Genomic DNA, 18496 nt, shown 5'->3' on the forward strand with positions numbered 1-18496 from the left:
GCACGGTCCGGCGGGGACCGTGCTTGCCGTTGCGCCACCCTTGCCGCCGGTGTAGTCCCGCCCGCATCCAAGCAAAGGACGAGGGCCATGGGCGTGAAAGTCGGCATCATCATGGGCAGCCAGTCGGACTGGGCGACGATGCGCGAGGCCGCGGCCATGCTCGACGAGTTGGGCGTGGAACACGAGACCCGGATCGTCTCGGCGCACCGCACGCCGGATCGGCTGTGGGACTATGGCAGATCGGCCGTGGAGCGTGGACTTCAGGTGATCATCGCGGGCGCCGGCGGCGCCGCGCATCTGCCGGGCATGATGGCTTCCAAGACCCGTGTGCCGGTGATCGGCGTGCCGGTGCAAACCCGCGCGCTTTCGGGTGTTGATTCGCTCTATTCGATCCTGCAGATGCCGCGCGGTTTTCCCGTGGCCACCATGGCGATCGGGTCCGCGGGCGCGGCGAATGCCGGGCTGATGGCCGCAGGCATCCTCGCGCTGCAGGACGATGCCCTCGCGCAGCGGCTCGACGACTGGCGCGCCGCCCTGTCGGCCTCGATCCCCGAGGAGCCCTCCGATGACTGAGACGCTTCGCCCCGGACAGACCATCGGCATCTTGGGCGGCGGCCAGCTTGGCCGGATGCTTGCCGTCGCGGCCTCGCGGCTCGGGCTGAACTGCCATGTCTATGACCCCGCCCCGAGCGGCCCCGCCGCCGAGGTCTGCGCCGCCTCGACCACCGCCGCATGGGACGACGAGGCGGCGCTGCGTGCCTTTGCGGGCGCGGTGGACGTTGTTACCTACGAGTTCGAGAATGTCCCCGCCGCCTCTCTCGACCTGATCGAATCCCTTGTGCCGATCCGCCCGGGCCGCCGCGCCCTCGCCGTGAGTCAGGATCGCATCGACGAGAAGGAGTTCCTGCAAAATCTCGGTCTGACCACCGCACCCTTCGCGCAGGTGGACGACGCGACCACGCTGGACGCCGCGCTGTCCCGGATCGGCGCGCCCGCGATCCTCAAGACCCGCCGCTTTGGCTATGATGGCAAGGGGCAGGCGCGGATCATGACGCCAGGGGATACCGCCGACGCTCTCGCGGAGATAAAGGACGCGCCCGCGATCCTCGAAGGCTTCGTCGATTTCAGCCACGAGGTCAGCGTCATCGGTGCGCGCGGGATCGACGGTGCGGTGGCCTGCTTCGATCCCGGCGAAAACCGGCACGAGGACGGCATTTTGCGCGAAACCATCGTGCCCGCCCGGCTTTCGGCGTCGCAGCGCACCGATGCGGTGCTGCTGGCGGCCCGGATCCTGACCGCGCTCGACTATGTCGGCGTGATGGGGGTGGAGCTTTTCGTCACGCCGCGGGGCCTCGTGGTCAATGAGATCGCACCGCGCGTGCACAACTCGGGCCACTGGACCCAGAATGGCTGCCTGATCGACCAATTCGAGCAGCACATCCGCGCCGTGGCCGGCTGGCCGCTGGGCGACGGGGCGCGGCATTCGGATGTCACGATGGAGAACCTGATCGGCGACGATATCGACCGCATTCTAGAAATCGCGGGTACGCAGTCGGCGATCCATCTCTATGGCAAGGCCGAGGCGCGGCCGGGCCGCAAGATGGGCCATGTCAACCGGCTGACCAGCCCGGCCGCCCGCTAGAGCATCCCGCGCAACGCGGCGTCGAGCGCCTCGAAGCCGCCCGGCCGCCAGCCCAAGGCCCGCAGCCGGCCACAGCGCATGGCGCTGACGCGCCCCGCATCAGCCCGTTCGGGCAACGCACCCTCCCGCCCCGTGATCCGCGCCACCCGCTCCAGCAGGTCGCGCCGGTCGAGGGTGATGTCGGAGGCGTTGAAGCTGCGCGGTTCAAGCGCCGCCTCGGGGACCTCCAGCAGCAGCGCCACGGCAGCCGATAGATCGTCGCCATGCAACTCTGTCGCCACGCGCGGCGCGATCGGCCTGCCGCTAAAGAATTCCTCGAACAACCCGCGCCACTTGTGATCGGGTCCGGTCCCGTAGATGCCGGTGGCGCGAAGGCTCGCCGTCGCGAAATCGGGTCCTGCCAGCGTCGACAACCCCTGCTCCACCGCCCACTTCACCTCGCCATAGAGCGTGTCCGGGCGTGGCGGAAGGTGTTCGTCCAGATCGGTCCCGGGCGGATAACCGCCATAGACCGCCCGGCTCGACAGGAAAACGACGCGACCCAGACCCGCCGCGTGCGCCTCCTTGAACAGCCGTAGCGACCCATCCCGGTTCCGCGCCAGAAACCCCTCGGGATCGCCCCCCTCGCCACCGCGGTAGCGCCCCGGCAGATGCGAAAAGGCCGCGTGGACCAGTACGTCGCAGCCGTCGAGCCAGGCGGTTTCCCCGAGCCGCCAGCCGCGCCATTCCGCGCCCCCGACAGGCCGGCGCCCCAGCGCCACGACCTCGTGGCCCTTTGATACAAGACCGCGCAGCAGGGAGCGCCCCACCAACCCCGACGCCCCGGTCAGCGCGACCTTCACGACGGGTCCGGCAGGCTCGACAGATCCGGCACCGGCCCCTCACCCGCATAGGCGCGCCACAAATCGATCAGGGGCCACAGACGCGCGGCCTTGGCATGGTCCTGCCACGGTTTCTCGTACTGGAAATGCAGCACGCGGATCTGCTCCCAACTCCACAGCTCGGGCAGGTTGAACCAGACATATTGCAGCGTGTTGCAGGTCACCGGCAGGCCGTGCCAGTCGGGGAAGAAGTCCTGCAGGAACGTTTGGTCGGTGCGCCGCCAGAAGGCACCGGGCGCGTCGAGCCGCGCCAGCATGGCGTTAAAGGTCGCGGGATCGGGCTGCGCGGTAAAGACGCCCGAATTCAGCCGGTGGAAATCGCCCAAGCCCTCATAGACGTTCGGCGCGGCGCAGAACTCGGGATAATCGAACAGCTTGTCGATCGGGCGCAGCACCAGCGTGTCGGCGTCGAGAAACACGACATGGTCGTAATCGTCGAGCTGCCACAGCCGCAGCTTTGCGAAATTGTCGAGCGGCGTGTGAAACCCCGGCTTCTCGCCCTTGGTGAAGGGCGCGGCCCCGTGCAGCGCCTCGCGCGCGTGCGCTGCGTTGAAGCCGTCCGAGGTCGGCAGCAGATCGGTCGCGACCAGCCGCGCGCCGCGCGCCCTCAAGGGCGTGAGATCGGCCTCTTCCACGCCGCCGGTGTGCAGGACCACGATGTCGGCCTCCGTGCCGCTCAGCTTCAGCGAGCGGATCAGCGCCTGCGCCCCCATCGCGAAATCGGCATTGGTGACGAGGGTGACGAAGGCCCGGCGGCTCTGCGCCGGGCCCTCCGGTTTCAGCCCCTCGCTCACGAGGCGGAGCGCAGCGCCCGGCCCTCGGGGTCGTGCTCGACCCGCGCGCCGAGATCGCGGGTCCAAGCCGAGACGGCGGGGACGCGCGAGCGATCGATCCGGTGCGCGTATTTTCTCGCCACCTCGACCACCTCGTCCAGAAGCCCCTCCTGCAGGGTGATCGGGTCGAGCCCGAGCTTCAGGAACTGGTCATTGCGGACCACGAGGTCGTTCTCTTCGGCCTCCTTGCGCGGGTTGGGCAGGTAGGCGACCTCTGCCCCGGTCTTCTTCGCCACCATCTCGGCCAGATCGCGCACGCGGTGCGTCTCGGTCATCTGGTTGAAGATGCGTACCCTTTCGCCCGATTTCGGCGCGTCGCCCAGCGCCAGTTCGATGCAGCGCACCGAATCCTGGATATGGATGAAGGCCCGTGTCTGACCGCCGGTGCCGTGGACCGTGAGCGGGTGGCCGATCGCCGCCTGAATGAGAAAGCGGTTCAGCACCGTGCCGTAATCGCCGTCATAGTCGAAACGGTTGATCAACTGCTCGTGCCGCCGGGTCTGGTCGGTATGGGTGCCCCAGACGATACCCTGATGCAGGTCGGTGATCCGCAGGCCATCGTTCTGGGCATAGAACTGGAACAGGATCTGATCAAGGCTCTTGGTCATGTGATAGACCGAGCCCGGCTTGGTCGGATAGAGGATCTCCTGTTTTGCCTTGTCGCCCGCGAGCGTCTCGACCTCGACGTCGAGATATCCCTCGGGGATCGCCGCGCCGACCGAGGAATAGCCGTAAACGCCCATGGTACCGAGATGCACCAGATGCGCGTCGATCCCGGTCTCGACCAGCGCCGCCAGCAGGTTGTGCGTGGCGTTGGTGTTGTTGTTGACCGTGTAGACCTTGTGGCGATCGGATTTCATCGAATAGGGCGCGGCGCGTTGTTCGGCGAAATGGATCACGGCGTCGGGCTTTTCCTCGGCCAACCAAGACTTTAGCCGCTCATACTCCTTGGCGAGATCGATCAGGTGAAAGCGCAGACGCCGCCCTGTTACCTCGTGCCAGATCCGACAGCGCTCTTGGATCGAATCCATCGGCGTCAACGACTGCACGCCAAGCTCGGTGTCGATCCAGCGCCGGCTCAGATTGTCGACGATGTGGATCTCGTGGCCTTGTTCCGACAGGTGCAGGCAGGTCGGCCAGCCGACGAAACCGTCGCCGCCGAGGATCGCGATCTTCATGTGGTGCCCCCTTGTTCATGCCCGGAGCCTGACAAGCGCCGGTGACAGGGCGACGACGCCCCGTGCTATCGGATTGGCATGATGCATGGGCCGCGGCGAAACGCCAGTCCGCCTCGGCGATGCTCCGCTTACACAGGAGCCTGCACCTCGAGATGGGCGACGGCGACGGTGAAAAGGAAACGGATCGAGAGAACGATCAGCGCCAACGCGACCGCGACGACGCGACAGTAGTTCAGGGTCCTGCCGGTGATCGAATCCGCCACCACCGACTCGACGATCAGGATCTTCTCGTATGGTGCCGTCGGTCACCTATTCGAGGCCGAGCATCAGCCCCTCATGTGATTGCACGGCAGCAGCCTCAAGCGAGCGGGCCGGTCCTGCCATTGACATTGCCGGTGGGAATGTCGGCTTGGGCAGGCAAGGCACTTCCCGAGAGGATGCTCGTTGCCACGAGCATTCGTGTCAGTCTTGGTCTCCTTCCCGGTCGAAACAGGGCCCTCCTCAAGACCCGTCATATGGGAGAAGGTCAGGCTTGGCCGCCGTCACCGGTCGAGCATGACGGCGGCCAAGCCTACGGCATTCCGAGCGATTTACCTTCTGCGTGCAGGCTTTCGCAGGGCCGAGAGCGCGCCGACCAGCGCCGTGGCCCCAAGCCCGATGGTCGCGGCGGCCGCCGCCGTGCGCAGGTGCGGCGGCAACGGCTTGTAAAGATCCGCGATGCGGGCCAGCGCGGCCACCGGCGGCGCGGCCTTCCACAGATCCGCCTCGGCGCGGCGACCCGAACGCTGCGTAACCTCGCGCATCACACCGATCCCCGCCGCCATCGGCTTGAGCCGCGACGTGCTTTCGCGCTTTTTCGGCAGCCGGCCCTTGGAGACCGCCTCGAGTGCGTCGCCCAGCGCCTCGTCATCGCCTGCCCAGAGGCCGCGATAGACGATGGTGCCCTCGCGATCAGTGAGCCAGACGGCGTTGGGCTTCTCGTCGAGCAACCGGTGCAGTGTGCCATGCGTGTCATCCACCGCCACGGCCCAAGGCAGCTTGTCGCGCGACTTGAGAATGCCGGCGTTGCGGATCTTGGTGTCCATGTCGTGTGGCTGATCGAAAAGCTCGCCAGGATGCGCCTCGCGCACATGAAGCATCACGAAGACGATCTGACCGCCATAACGGCGGTGCAGCCGCTTCAGCGCCGGATTCGAGGACGCCGTCATCGGGCAGGTGTAGGACCCCGTGACGAGCAGCATCGGCTTGTTGCCGGTGATCGCGCTGCTACGGATGTGACCGCCATTGGCGGCAGGAAGATCGAACACGGGCAACCGGTCTCCCGGCCCCGGCGTGCCGGGTTGAAAGGCCATGTCCTTTTGCAGGGTGCTGCTCTGGACGTGGTCGTAGACATATTCGCTGGTCGAGGTCATCGCTGGTCTCCGCGTCTGGTGTGGCATCTGTCGAGGATACAACACACGAAAGCCTCAGCCGTTCGATCCGACCTCGTCTTGCCGCTCTTGCGTCTCGGCGGCGCGCGCTTCGAGCGCCGTGTTGAGGTCGAACACCGCGCCGATCAGGCCTGCATGGGCGAAGGCCTGCGGGATGTTGCCCAGCATCGCGCCGGAGCGCGGGTTCGCCTCCTCGGACAGGAGCCCCAGATCGTTGGCCTGCGCGATCCCGGCCTTGATGATCGCCTGCGCGCGCTCCAGATCGCCGCGCATCACCCAGTATTGCGCAACCCAGAACCCGGCGGCGAGAAACACCCCCTCGTCATGTCCGTCGGCGCATTCGAGGCGACGGTGATAGAGCAGCCCGTCGGGGCTCCAATCGCGCTCCAGCGCCGTCATGGTGGCGCGCATTTCGGGCGTGTCGGCGTCGCAGAAGTTCCAGACCGGGAACAACGCGGCGGTGACGTCCACCTCCTCCACCCCCGGATAGACGGCATAGGCCCCCTCCGAAGTCAGCCCGTGTGCCGTGATCCAGTCACGGATCTCGGCGGCCACCCGGCGCCATTGGGCGGCCTCCGCCGCGCTGCCATATTCGGCGGCCGATTCCAGCGCGCAGGCGGCGACGACCTTGCCCGAGACATAGTGCCGGGGGGGTGTCTCCTCCCAGATGCCATGGTCGGGCTCGGCCCAGTTCGCGCAGAGAAAATCGCAGATGTCCTGCACCACGTCCCAATGGGCGAGGCCCTCGGCGCTGCCCTCGCGGTACAGAAGCTTGGCCGCCAGCACCACGTTGGCATAGGCATCGAGTTGTAGCTGATCGGCCGCCCCGTTGCCGACGCGCACGGGCCGCGCACCGCGCCAGCCCTCGAGCGGCAGCTCGGTTTCGCGCGGCGCAGTTTCGCCGTCGAGATCGGTGAAGACCGCCATGGGATAGCGATCGGAGCTGCCCGAACCGCGGCAGATGAAGCGCAGATAGGCCTCGCCCTCACGGTCCCGGCCAAAGAGGCGCAGCAGCGCCGAAACGATCATGCCCGCGTCGCGCAGCCAGACATAGCGGTAATCCCAGTTGCGCGTGCCCCCCGGCACCTCGGGCAGGGAAGTGGTGACGGCAGCGACAGTAGCGCCGCTTTCCTCATGGGTGCACAGGCGGATCGCCCGGAGCGAGGCCGCTATCTCCTCGGCGAAGACGCCGGTGTAATCCAACGCGGCGTCCAACTCCTCCCAATGGCCCAGCGTGTGACCGCGCCAGTTGTCGATTGTGGCGCGCTCCGGGCGCGAGAGCGGCCCGTCCGACAGCGCCATCCAGCCTGCCTCGCCCTCGGGCAGCGACATGACCACGCTGTCACCCTCGGCCTTCAGCGGGTGCGAGCCGTGAAGCGCCATGCCCTCGATCGTCACGGTGTCGGCCTCGACCTTAATGTTGGGACGGCGGCGGCCATATCCGGGGCGCGGGTCGAGAACGATCCGCACCGGCGCGGGGGCGGTCGAGATCTCGCGCACCAGCACGCCCGTCGGGGCCTGCGGACCGGATGTCATCCAGTCGCACAGCAGCAGATTGCCATCGGCCGAAGTGAGCGTGGTCTCCAGCATGCCGCTGCCGTCGATATAGCGGCGCGGCCCTGCTTCGGCGCCGGCCATCTCGATGCGCCATTCGCCGCCTTTCGGGTCAAGCAATCCGGCAAACAGGCTCGGCCCGTCGAAACGGCAGGGGCAGTACCACAGGATACGGCCCATCCGGTCGAGCACGGCGGCAGATCGGCGATCGCCGATCACGCCGAGGTCTCGGATCGGCACGGTGTTGGAGGCCACAGCCCCGATCTGGTCTTCGGGGCGGTAACGGGTGTCGGTCATGCGGCTCTCCTTCCCGCAACAACCGAAAGCGTACGAACCGGGTTCCTGTGACGTAGCGGCGCGGCGTCTGGCTCGCCTAGAGCGGCACGTCCGTCGTGTTCTTGATCTCGCGCAGCGTCACGCTGGTCGAAATCGACAGTACATGCGGCAGCTGCACCAGTGCGTTCTTCACCGTGCTCTCGTAATGGCGGATCGAGCGCGCCAGCACGCGCAGCAGGTAATCGTGATCGCCAGAGACGGTGTAGCATTGCACCACCTCGGCAATACGCACCACGGCGGCCTCGAACTCCTCGAGATGGGTGCGGGAATGGCCGTTCATCCGCACCGCGCAGAATACGGTGATATCAAAGCCCGCCGCCACCGGGTCGACGATGTGGCGCCGCTCCTCGATCACGCCCGCCTCGCGCATCCGCGTGAGCCTGCGCCAGCACGGCGTATGCGACAGCCCCAGCCGCTCGCCGACCTCGCGCAGTGTCAGGTCCGGTTCGGCCTGCAGCAGGCGCAGCAGGCGGCGGTCGGTCTCGTCCAGCGTGATCTCGGTACCGCCCATCATGCCCCATCCCCGGCGGCGATCCTTTCGTCCGGCGGGGACCACGTCAATGGGCGCTCGCGTCATACCCAACGGGCCGGGCGTTTTTCGAGAAAGGCGGCAATGCCTTCCTCGGCCTCGGGGCTCTCCCATGCTTCGACCAGCCGGTCGATGCTGGCTTCGATCACTGCCTCGTCGATCCGCGGCCCGAGGCTGCGCGCCAGCGCTTTGGCCCGCGCCGCCGCACCGCGCGCGATCTTCAGATAGGGGACGACCTCGGCCTCGACAGCGGCGTCGAGATCGGCCAGCGGCACGGCGCGCGCAACGATGCCCAGACGCACGGCTTCGTCCGCGTCGAAAACCCGCGCCGACATGAAGACCTGCCGCGCCCGCCCCTCGCCCATCCGCGCCAGTACATAGGGGGAAATGGTCGCCGGGATGATTCCCAGCCGGGTCTCGGTGAACCCGAAAAGCGTGGTGTCGGCGGCCACCGCGACATCGCAGATGCAGGCCATCCCGATGCCGCCGCCATAAGCCCCGCCCTGTATCCGTCCGATCAGCGGACTCGGCATGGTGTTGAGCGCATCCAGCATCCCTGCGAGCCGCCGCGCCTCGACGCGCCGCCCCTCGCGGTCGGCCCGGATCTGCGCCTGCATCCAACTAAGGTCGCCGCCCGCGCAGAACACCTCCCCCGCCCCTTGCAGGACCACGGCGCGCGCACTGGCCCCTTCGGCTTCGGCCAGCGCCGTCAGCTCATTTATCATCCGCGCCGAAAGCGCGTTGCGCCGGGCCGGCGCGTTCAGCGTGACCGTGAGAACGCCGCGATCGTCCGTGGCGAGGGCCAATGTCTCGTAGTTCATGCCCCGAGCCCTCTTGCATAGGCCGCCGCTTGGGCGATCCTCCTGTGGTCGAGCCCGGTCTCGAAACCCCGCTCGGCCAGCATCAACGCCAGCGCCTCGGTCGCGACGTTGCCCGCGGCACCCGGCGCGAAGGGGCAGCCACCCAAACCGCCGATACTGGCGTCGAACACGCGCAGGCCCCGGTCGAGGCAGACGCCCACGTTGTCGAGGGCACGGCCCGAAGTGTCGTGGAAATGCCCGGCGAGCTTTTCGGCGGGCGCCCGCGCCAGCACCGCGTCGAGCATCGCGCCGGTATCCTTGGGCAGCGCTTGGCCCAGCGTCTCGCCAAGGGATATCTCAAAGCACCCCATGTCGAGCAGCCACATCGCGACATCCGCCACGGCCTCTGGCGCGACTTTGCCGTCATAGGGGCAATGCGTCACGCAGGAGACATAGCCGCGCACCGGCAGACCGGCGGCTTCGGCCGCCTCCATGATCGGCGCGAAGCGCTCCATGCTCTCGGCGATCGAGCAGCCGATATTGGCCCGGCTGAAGCCCTCCGAGGCCGAGGCGAAGACTGCGACCTCCCCCGCACCTGCCTCGCGCGCCGCCTCAAAGCCGCGCAGGTTCGGCGCCAGCGCCGCGTAACGGATCGCCGGGGCACGCGCGATAGCCGCCAGCACCTGGGCCGCGTCAGCCATCTGCGGCACGCGCTTGGGGTTCACGAAGCTCGTCACCTCGATCCGGGCGAAACCGCAGGCCGAAAGCCGGTCGACCAGCGCGATCTTGTCGGCAGTGGGGATGATCCGAGCTTCGTTCTGCAACCCATCACGGGGGCCGACCTCGACGATCTCGACGCGCTCACCCATCCTGCGCCTCCAATGTCAGCAGCAGGTCGCCATCGGAGACCCGCGATCCCTCCCGCGCCAGCACCTCGGCCACCACCCCGTCGCGCGGCGCGGTGAGGGTATGTTCCATCTTCATCGCCTCGAGGATGGCGAGCGGCTGTCCCTTTTCGACCTTCTGCCCGGCTTCGGCGCGCATGCGTTTCACGAGGCCCGGCATCGGCGCGGCGATGGCGTCGCCACCCGCCCCCGCCGCCTCTGCCTCTGCCGCCGAGAGTGGATCGGGGATGGCGAAGGTGAACGCCCGGCCTGCGTCCCAAACGGTGACTGCTTGGCCGTGCCGCGCAGCCTCCGCCCGGAAGCGGTGGTCCGCGACTGTCACTTCCAATCCCTTGGTGTCACGTGAAACGCCCGTTTCGGTGCCTTCTCGGTGCCAGCTTCCCGGCCCGTCCCGCAGAAGTGCCACGTCCAGCGTCTCGCCCTCGTGCTCAAGCGACACGTGGATCTCGGAGGCGCCCCAGTTTCGGAACCCCCTAAGCGTGTCCCATGGCCCCTCGCCCGCAGGCGGGTGGTCCAGCCCAGCGGCGGCGAGCGCGGCCAGTACCGGCACGTGATCGGGCATCGCCAGCTTGGCGGTCAGCGTGTCGAGATCCCGGCCGATCAGTCCGGTGTCGACCTCGCCCGCGGCGAAGCCCTCGTGGCGCAACAGCGCGGCGAGGAAGCCGAGATTGGTGACAGTGCCACCGACCTGCGTGGCCTCCAGCGCGCCCAAGAGTCGCGTCATCGCCTCCTGCCGCGTGGCACCATGCGCGATCACCTTGGCGATCATCGGATCGTAATGCGGGGTGATTGCGTCTCCCTCGGTCACGCCTGCATCCACCCGCAGCGCGCCGCGTTTGAAGCAGGCGGCATCGGGAAAGCGCAGCCGCTCCAGCCGCCCGGTGGCGGGGAGAAAGCCGCGCTCGGCATCCTCGGCATAGAGCCGTGCCTCGACGGCGTGACCGTCGATCCGCAGATCCTCCTGCGTCAATGGCAGGGTCTCGCCCCGCGCCACCCTGATCTGCCATTCGACGAGGTCGAGCCCGGTGATCGCCTCGGTTACCGGATGCTCAACCTGAAGCCGCGTGTTCATCTCCATGAACCAGAACCCGTCCTCGCGCAGCCCCTCGGAGCCGTCCGCGATGAACTCGATCGTACCCGCGCCCACGTAGCCGATCGCGCGCGCCGCCTCGACCGCCGCCGCCCCCATCGCGGCGCGGACCCGTTCGGGCATGCCCGGGGCGGGTGCCTCCTCGATCACCTTCTGATGACGGCGTTGCAGCGAGCAGTCGCGCTCGAACAGGTGCACGACGTTGCCATGGCTGTCGGCGAAGACCTGGATCTCGACATGGCGCGGCGCGGTCACGTATTTCTCGACCAGAACGGCGGCATCGCCGAAGCTCGCTTCGCCTTCGGCCCGCGCGCCGGTCAGCGCATCGGCGAAATCCGCAGCCCGCTCGACCAGCCGCATCCCCTTGCCGCCGCCGCCCGCCCGCGCCTTGATCAGTACCGGATAGCCTATGCGCCCGGCCTCTTCGGCCAACATCGATGCGTCCTGCCCCGCGCCATGATAGCCGGGCACGACCGGCACGCCCGCCTCCTGCATCCGCGTCTTGGCCGCGTCCTTGAGGCCCATGGCGCGGATCGCGCTCGCGGGCGGCCCGATGAAGACCAACCCCGCCGCCTCGACCGCCTCGACGAACTCGGGGTTCTCCGACAGAAACCCATAGCCCGGATGGATCGCGCCCGCGCCGCTGGCCCGCGCGGCCTCGATGATGGCTGCGGGCTTGAGGTAGCTTTCGCCCGCCGGCGCCGGTCCGATCCGTACCGCCTCGTCGGCCATGCGCACATGCACCGCGTCCGCGTCGGCATCCGAATACACGGCAACGGTCCCAAGCCCCATGCGACGCGCGGTAGAGATGACCCGTGCTGCGATTTCGCCCCGGTTCGCCACGAGTATCTTGTCGAACATCACTGCCTCACATCCTGAAGACGCCGAAGCGCGTGTCGGGAATGGGCGCATTCAGCGCCGCCGAAAGCGACAGCGCCAGCACCTCGCGGCTCCGGCGCGGATCGACGATGCCGTCGTCCCAGAGCCGGGCCGAGGCATAGAGCGGGTGCGCCTGCTCCTCGAACTTCTCGCGCAAGGGCTGCTTGAAGGCCCATTCCTCCTCTTCGGTCCAAGGGGTGCCTTGCCGCTCCAGCGCCTCCCCGCGCACCTGCGCCATGACGCCCGCCGCCTGCTCGCCGCCCATCACGCCGATCCGGCTCGCGGGCCATGTCCAGAGGAACCGCGGTGAGTAAGCCCGGCCACACATGCCGTAATTGCCCGCGCCGTAAGAGCCGCCGACGATCATCGTCACCTTGGGCACCTCGGTCGAGGCCACCGCCGTCACCAGCTTCGCGCCGTCCTTGGCGATGCCGCCCGCCTCGTATTTACGACCCACCATGAAACCGGTGATGTTCTGCAGAAACACCAGCGGTATCTTGCGCTGCGAGCACAGTTCGACGAAATGCGCGCCTTTCAAAGCGGCCTCGGAGAACAGCACGCCGTTATTGGCGATGATGCCCACCGGCAGGCCCATGATATGGGCAAAGCCCGTCACCAGCGTCTCGCCGTAACGCGGCTTGAACTCGTCGAGGCGCGAGCCGTCGAGCACGCGCGCCAGAAGCTCGCGGATGTCATAGGGTTTGCGCGGATCGGCCGGGACCACGCCGAGGATCTCCTCGGGGTCGTGGAGCGGCTCTTCGACTGCGCGCATCACCACGGTTTCAGGCTTGCGGCGGTTCAACCCCGCTACTGCCTGCCGCGCCAGCGCCAGCGCGTGCGCGTCATTGTCGGCCAGGTAGTCGGCCACGCCCGAGAGGCGGGTGTGCACGTCGCCGCCGCCCAGATCCTCGGCCGAGACGACCTCGCCGGTCGCGGCCTTCACCAGCGGTGGGCCTGCAAGGAAGATCGTGCCTTGCGCCTTCACGATGATGGTCACGTCCGACATGGCGGGCACATAGGCGCCGCCCGCGGTGCAGGAGCCCATCACCACGGCGATCTGCGGGATGCCCTTCCCGCTCATCCGCGCCTGATTGTAGAAGATCCGCCCGAAATGGTCGCGATCGGGAAAGACCTCGTCCTGGTTGGGCAGGTTGGCGCCGCCGGAATCCACGAGGTAGACGCAGGGCAGATGGTTCTGCTCCGCGATCTCCTGCGCGCGCAGGTGTTTCTTCACGGTCATCGGGTAGTAAGTGCCGCCCTTCACGGTGGCGTCGTTGCACAGCACCATGACCTCCTGGCCCTCGATCCGCCCGACGCCCGCGATCATGCCTGCGCCCGGTGCCGCCCCGTCATAGAGGCCATGCGCCGCCGTGGCGCCGACCTCCAGAAACGGGCTGCCGGGATCGAGCAGCCGGGTGACCCGGTCGCGTGGCAGCAGCTTGCCGCGCGAGACGTGTCGGTCGCGGGCCTTCGCGCCGCCCCCGACGCGCGCCGCCTCGACGGCCTTGCGCACCGTCTCGAGCGCGGCGAGCTGCGCGTCACGGTTCTCGCGGAAGGCGTCCGATGCGGCCGGAACGGCGGAGCGCAGCACCGCCATCAGCGCACCTTCGCCATCATCTCGCGCCCGATCAGCATGCGGCGGATCTCGCTCGTGCCCGCGCCGATCTCCATCAGCTTGGCATCGCGAAAGATCCGGGCCACCGCGCTTTCGTTCATGAAGCCGGCGCCGCCCATCGCCTGCACCGCCTGATGCGCGACCACCATCGCCTCCTCAGAGGCGTAGAGCACGCAGGCGGCGGCGTCGGCGCGGGTCACCCGGCCCTCGTCGCAGGCGCGGGCCACGGCATAGACATAGGCGCGCGCAGAGCCGAGCTTGGTGTAGATGTCGGCGATCTTGCCCTGCATCAGCTGGAAATCCCCGATAGGCTGTCCGAACTGCTTGCGCTCGGCGAGATAGGGCATGATTTCGTCGAGGCAGGCGGCCATGATGCCGGTACCGATCCCCGACAGCACGACGCGCTCGTAGTCGAGCCCACTCATCAGCACCTTCACGCCGCGCCCGACCTCGCCCAGCACGTTCTCGTCCGGCACCTCGACATTCTCGAACACCAGCTCGGCGGTGTTGGAACCGCGCATGCCGAGCTTATCGAAATGCTCCGAAGTGGAGAAGCCCGCCATGCCGCGCTCGACGACGAAGGCGGTGATGCCCTTGGAGCCCGCTTCGGGGTCGGTCTTGGCATAGACCACCAGCGTTTCGGCGTCGGGGCCGTTGGTGATCCAGTACTTGGTGCCGTTGAACGTCCAGCCACCGGAGGTCCGATCGGCGCGCAGGCTCATCGACACCACGTCGGAGCCTGCCCCGGCCTCGGACATGGCGAGCGCGCCGACATGCTCGCCGGTCACCAGCTTGGGCAGGTATTTCGCCTTTTGCGCGTCGTTGCCGTTGAGCGCGATCTGGTTCACGCAGAGGTTCGAATGCGCGCCGTAGCTCAGCGCCACGGAGGCGGAGGCCCGCGTGATCTCCTCGACCGCGACGACATGCGCGAGATAGCCCATGCCCGCGCCGCCATATTCCTCGGGCACGGTGATGCCCAGAAGGCCCAGATCGCCCATCTCGCGCCACAGATCGGCTGGGAACAGGTTGGACTTGTCGATCTCGGCGGCGCGGGGCTTCAGCCGCTCCTGCGCCCAGCGGTGCACCGTCTCTCGCAGGCTGTCGCCATCCTCGCCCAGATCGAACCTCATCGCGTGATCGAACATCGCACTCTCCCTATTCCGCCGCCACTTGGTGCGGCGTGTCGTTCTTGATCACGGCACGGAGCGCGTCGCGGATCGGCGCCGCCTGCTCCATCGCCGCCAGCTTCACCGGCCCGAAGCCGCGGATCTGGTCGGGCAACTCCAGAAGCTTGAGGATCTCGGCATCGTGCCCCCGGCCCAACCGCTCCTGCGCAAGATCCATGTCCGCTTCATAGGCACCGATCAGCGCCCGCTCGCGCTTGCGTTCCTCGGTGCGGCCAAAGACGTCGAACGCGGTGCCGCGCAGCCGTTTGCCCCGCGCCAGCACACCGAACGCCTTGAGGATCCATGGGCCGAACTCGCGCTTTTTCGGTCGGCCTTCGGCATCGGTGCCCGGTAGCCCCGGCGGCGCGAGGTTGAAGGCGATCCTGTAGTCGCCGTCGAACTGGTTCTTGAGATTCTCCGAGAATTCGGGCCGCGTGAACAGCCGCGCGACCTCATATTCATCCTTGCAGGACAAAAGCTTGGCATAGTTTTGCGCAACCGCGCGGGTGATCTTGTCGGCTTGCGCATGGCCCTCCACCGCCGCACGGACCCGTGCCACCCGGTCGGTGTAGCGCCGCGCGAGCCTTGCATCCTGATAGGCGGTCAGGTGCCCGGTGCGGTGCGCCACAAGCTGGCCGAGTGTCATCTGCGCCTGCGGCAGATGCGGCGGCTCGTCGGTCTCGCCCATCTCGGCGATCACCCGCTTGGGCTCTGCCGCCATGACCCTACCCCAGTTGAAGGCGTCGAGGTTCGACTGCACCGCCACGCCGTTGAGGCGCACGGCCTGCGTGATGGCCTCGCGACCCACCGGGATGAAGCCCTGCTGCCAGGCATAGCCCAGCATCATGATGTTTACCGCGATCTCGTCGCCGCACAGCTCGCGCGCGACATGGGCGAAATCGTGAAAATGCTCCGAGGAGCGCACCGTCTTTTCGACCGCGCGCATGACACCGGCCGAGCGAAAGTCGAAGTCGCGCTGCCGCACGAAATCCGAGGTGGGCGAAAGCTTGGTGCTCATCACCGCATGGGTGCGGCTCGTGTCGCATAGCGTCACCCCGTCCTTCGACGCCGCGACGACGCTGTCGGCAGCGAGCAGCAGGTCGGCGGTGCCGGTCGCGATGCGCGGCGCCGTCGCGGGCCGCTCATGCGTCGAGATGCGGATATGGCTCAGCACCGCGCCACCCTTCTGCGCGAGACCGGCCATGTCGAGGATCATCGGCGACAGACCCTCCATGTGCGCGGCCACGCCCAAGAGCGCGCCGATGGTCAGCACGCCGGTGCCACCCACCCCGGTGACGGCGATGTTCCACGGTCGGCTGATCTCGGGCAATTGCGGCTCGGGCAGCATCGACACGTCGGGGCCCTCCGCCGCCGGGCGCTTGTGCAGCTCGGCCCCGCGCACGGTGACGAAGCTGGGGCAGAAACCCTTGAGGCAGGAGAAATCCTTGTTGCAGGCCGACTGGTTGATCTGGCGCTTGCGGCCCAGCTCGGTTTCCAGCGGCTCGACCGCGATGCAGTTCGACTGAACCGAGCAATCGCCGCAGCCCTCGCAGACCGCCGGGTCGATATGCACCCGCATGTCGGGGTCGTCGGCGCGGCCCCGCTTGCGGCGGCGGCGCAGCTCGGCCGCGCAGGTCTGGACATAGACCATGACCGTGACGCCCTCGATCTCGCGCAGCTCCTTCATCACCGCGTCGATATCGTCGCGGTGTCGGATCTCGGTGCCGGGCGCGAGATCGACGCGGTCGTAGTTCTCGGGATGATCCGAGAGCAGCACGATCCTGGCCACGTTCTCATGCGCGACCTGGTGGGTCACCTGCTCGGGCGAGAGCGGGCCATCGACCTTCTGGCCGCCGGTCATTGCGACCGCGTCGTTGTAGAGGATCTTGTAGGTGATGTTGGCGCGGGCCGCGACCGACTGGCGGATCGCGAGATGGCCAGAATGAAAGAAGGTGCCGTCGCCGAGATTCACGAAGCGGTGCTTTTCCTCGGTGAACCTGCCGATCGAGGTCCATGGCACGCCCTCGGCGCCCATGTGGGTAAAGGTCTCGGTGTTCCGGTCCATCCACTGCACCATGTAGTGGCAACCGATCCCCGCCATCGCCTTGGAGCCTTCGGGCACTTTGGTCGAGGTGTTGTGCGGGCAGCCGGGGCAGTAATGCGGCAGCCGGGTGATCGGCGCCTCGTGCGCCTGCCCCCGCGCATGGCCCGCCTCGAGCCGACGCAGCTCGGCCTCGATCCGGTCGTGCAGCCCTTCGGGCAGGTCGATGTGCAGCAATCGGTCGGCGATGGCGCGACCGACCGAACCCACGGTGAGCCCTTGGCTCAGCGACAGGAAAGGCCGGTCCTTCTCGTCATGCTTGCCGATGATCCGCGGCCGCACGTCGGCGCGCCAGTTGAAAAGTTGCTGCTTGATCTGGTTCTCGATGATCTCGCGGCGCTCCTCGACGATCAGCACCTCCTCAAGACCTTCGGAAAAATGCCGGATGCCCTCGGGCTCCAGCGGCCAGGGCATGCGCACCTTGTAGAGCCTGAGGCCGATCGCCTGCCATTCATCAGGCCCCAGCCCCATCTCGGCCAGCGCTTGCCGGACGTCCTCATAGGCCTTGCCCGAGGCGACGATGCCGAAACGGGCATCGGGCGTGTCGATGGTCACCTGATCGACGCGGTTGGCGCGGGCGAAGGCCAGCGCCGCAAAGCCCTTGTATTCCTGCAGCCGCTCGTCCTGATCGAGTGGCGCGTCCGGCCAGCGCAGGTTCAACCCGCCCTCGGGCATCTCGAAATCCGTGGGCCGCAGGAACTGCCGCCGCTCTTGCCCGAGATCGACCACCGTGGAGGTCTCGACCGTCTCGGAGGTCACCTTGTAGCCGACCCAGCAGCCCGAGTAGCGTGACATGGCGATGCCGAGGAGACCCAGCTCGAGAAACTCGTGCACGGAGCTGGGATACAACATCGGCATCAGGGCCGAGATGAAGGCGTGGTCCGACTGGTGCGGGATCGACGACGACTTGCAGGTGTGGTCGTCTCCCGCAAAGGCCAGCACACCGCCATTGGCCGAGGTGCCCGCCGCGTTGGCGTGCTTGAGCACATCGCCGGAGCGATCAACGCCCGGTCCCTTGCCGTACCACAAGCCCAAGAGCCCATCCTTCCTCGCGCCCTCGGACAGGCCAAGCTGCTGGCTGCCCCAGACCGCGGTGGCGGCGAGATCCTCGTTGACGCCGGGCTGGAACACGATGTCGAGCGGGTCGAGACGCTTCCGCGCAGCCATCAGCTGCTGATCGTATCCGCCCAAGGGCGAGCCGCGATATCCCGAGATGAAGGTGCCGGTATTGAGCCCCGCCGCGCGGTCGCGCCGCATCTGGGTCATCGGCAGGCGCACCAGCGCCTGTATTCCGGTCAGGAAGACATGACCTGTCTCCGCCGTGTACTTGTCGTCGAGCGACATTCGCATCGTCATGCGCCCCTCCCCTGGCTAATGACATGCAAAGTCTAAACGCGATGCGGTGAAACGCAGTCCCTGTTTTTTACAGCTTGGCGACACAACGCCGTGACACTGGCAACCGCGGAGGCCAAAAGCAGAAACGGCGTCACTCTCCCGAGCAACGCCGTTTCTCTTCCTTGCCGTCACCTGCGCGCCATGCGTCGCGTAGATATCGAG

15 protein-coding genes are annotated in these 18496 nt (G+C 67.5%); 2 read left to right on the forward strand and 13 right to left on the reverse strand.

Annotated elements, in window-relative coordinates; genetic code table 11:
- Nucleotides 1-87 precede the first annotated feature (87 nt).
- On the forward strand, nt 88-573 hold the full coding sequence (gene purE, locus ACJASC_RS11260) for a 5-(carboxyamino)imidazole ribonucleotide mutase (RefSeq protein WP_415146061.1): 486 nt from the start codon (nt 88-90) through the stop codon (nt 571-573).
- Nucleotides 566-1642, forward strand: coding sequence for a 5-(carboxyamino)imidazole ribonucleotide synthase (locus ACJASC_RS11265; protein ID WP_415146063.1), 1077 nt, complete (start codon nt 566-568; stop codon nt 1640-1642). Before purE ends, ACJASC_RS11265 begins: the two co-directional genes overlap by 8 nt.
- Here ACJASC_RS11265 and ACJASC_RS11270 read toward each other — a convergent pair.
- The 13 genes from ACJASC_RS11270 to ACJASC_RS11330 all read right to left on the reverse strand — a co-directional run bounded on the left by ACJASC_RS11270 (nt 1639) and on the right by ACJASC_RS11330 (nt 18295).
- Nucleotides 1639-2484: an NAD-dependent epimerase/dehydratase family protein gene (locus ACJASC_RS11270; RefSeq protein WP_415146065.1), complete on the reverse strand. Its 846-nt coding sequence runs from the start codon at nt 2482-2484 to the stop codon at nt 1639-1641. The genes ACJASC_RS11265 and ACJASC_RS11270 overlap by 4 nt on opposite strands.
- A complete protein-coding gene (locus tag ACJASC_RS11275; protein WP_415146067.1) occupies nt 2481-3317 on the reverse strand; it encodes a glycosyltransferase in 837 nt (278 codons plus the stop codon). Before ACJASC_RS11275 ends, ACJASC_RS11270 begins: the two co-directional genes overlap by 4 nt.
- Nucleotides 3314-4534, reverse strand: a complete 1221-nt coding sequence (locus ACJASC_RS11280; RefSeq protein WP_415146069.1) for an NAD-dependent epimerase/dehydratase family protein — start codon at nt 4532-4534, stop codon at nt 3314-3316. Before ACJASC_RS11280 ends, ACJASC_RS11275 begins: the two co-directional genes overlap by 4 nt.
- Before the next feature lie 128 nt (nt 4535-4662).
- Entirely contained in the window at nt 4663-4797 is a 135-nt protein-coding gene (locus ACJASC_RS11285; protein ID WP_415146071.1) for a hypothetical protein, read from the reverse strand.
- A gap of 327 nt (nt 4798-5124) precedes the next feature.
- The gene (locus tag ACJASC_RS11290) at nt 5125-5946 is read right to left on the reverse strand and encodes a deiodinase-like protein (RefSeq protein WP_021692624.1); all 822 of its coding nucleotides are present in this window, start codon (nt 5944-5946) and stop codon (nt 5125-5127) included.
- 54 nt (nt 5947-6000) lie between these two features.
- Complete coding sequence (locus tag ACJASC_RS11295; RefSeq protein ID WP_415146073.1) at nt 6001-7815, reverse strand: glycoside hydrolase family 15 protein; 1815 nt, start codon at nt 7813-7815, stop codon at nt 6001-6003.
- A gap of 76 nt (nt 7816-7891) precedes the next feature.
- Nucleotides 7892-8368: an Lrp/AsnC family transcriptional regulator gene (locus tag ACJASC_RS11300; protein ID WP_021692626.1), complete on the reverse strand. Its 477-nt coding sequence runs from the start codon at nt 8366-8368 to the stop codon at nt 7892-7894.
- A gap of 59 nt (nt 8369-8427) precedes the next feature.
- Nucleotides 8428-9204, reverse strand: a complete 777-nt coding sequence (locus ACJASC_RS11305; RefSeq protein ID WP_415146076.1) for a crotonase/enoyl-CoA hydratase family protein — start codon at nt 9202-9204, stop codon at nt 8428-8430.
- A complete protein-coding gene (locus tag ACJASC_RS11310) occupies nt 9201-10052 on the reverse strand; it encodes a hydroxymethylglutaryl-CoA lyase (protein ID WP_415146078.1) in 852 nt (283 codons plus the stop codon). The genes ACJASC_RS11305 and ACJASC_RS11310 overlap by 4 nt, the downstream gene beginning before the upstream one ends.
- Entirely contained in the window at nt 10045-12039 is a 1995-nt protein-coding gene (locus ACJASC_RS11315; protein ID WP_415146080.1) for an acetyl/propionyl/methylcrotonyl-CoA carboxylase subunit alpha, read from the reverse strand. Before ACJASC_RS11315 ends, ACJASC_RS11310 begins: the two co-directional genes overlap by 8 nt.
- A gap of 7 nt (nt 12040-12046) precedes the next feature.
- Complete coding sequence (locus tag ACJASC_RS11320; RefSeq protein ID WP_415146082.1) at nt 12047-13654, reverse strand: carboxyl transferase domain-containing protein; 1608 nt, start codon at nt 13652-13654, stop codon at nt 12047-12049.
- A complete protein-coding gene (locus tag ACJASC_RS11325) occupies nt 13654-14817 on the reverse strand; it encodes an isovaleryl-CoA dehydrogenase (protein WP_415146084.1) in 1164 nt (387 codons plus the stop codon). The genes ACJASC_RS11320 and ACJASC_RS11325 overlap by 1 nt, the downstream gene beginning before the upstream one ends.
- Nucleotides 14818-14827: 10 nt before the next feature.
- Nucleotides 14828-18295 carry an indolepyruvate ferredoxin oxidoreductase family protein gene (locus ACJASC_RS11330; protein ID WP_415146086.1) on the reverse strand — a complete coding sequence of 1156 codons (3468 nt, stop codon included), beginning with the start codon at nt 18293-18295 and terminating at the stop codon, nt 14828-14830.
- Nucleotides 18296-18496: the final 201 nt, after the last annotated feature.

Origin of the sequence: Limimaricola cinnabarinus (genome assembly GCF_047631075.1) — a bacterium.
GTDB classification, from domain to species: Bacteria; Pseudomonadota; Alphaproteobacteria; order Rhodobacterales; family Rhodobacteraceae; genus Limimaricola; species Limimaricola cinnabarinus.